Source organism: Salifodinibacter halophilus (assembly GCA_012999515.1).
GTDB lineage: Bacteria > Pseudomonadota > Gammaproteobacteria > Nevskiales > Salinisphaeraceae > Salifodinibacter > Salifodinibacter halophilus.
The window spans coordinates 1-263 of record JABEEB010000332.1; the positions used below are offsets into that span (position 1 = coordinate 1).

1 protein-coding gene is annotated in these 263 nt (G+C 62.7%); it reads left to right on the forward strand.

All coding sequences use genetic code 11. The features are described from left to right. On the forward strand, window positions 1–263 hold a 263-nt coding region (locus HKX41_11900; protein NNC24837.1), incomplete at both ends, for a sodium:solute symporter.

A 263-nucleotide genomic window follows, 5' to 3' on the forward strand; every position in this document is an offset into this window, starting at 1 on the left:
GTCCAGGTCATCGTCAAGATGGGCGGCGCGATCTTCGCCATCGGCTTCATGATCTGGGGCCTGCGCGGCGGCCTCCATCAGTTCTGGTCGACCGCGATGGCCGAAGGCAAGATGCACACCTTCGATTTCAGCTTCGACCTGACCAAGGCCACCGTGTGGGGCTTCTTGTTCCTGGTGCTGTTCGAGGTGGTGCTGACCTTCCCCAAGGATCAGGTGCTGATGCAGCGCACCTTGTCGACCAGCTCGGCCAGGGAAGCCGGCCG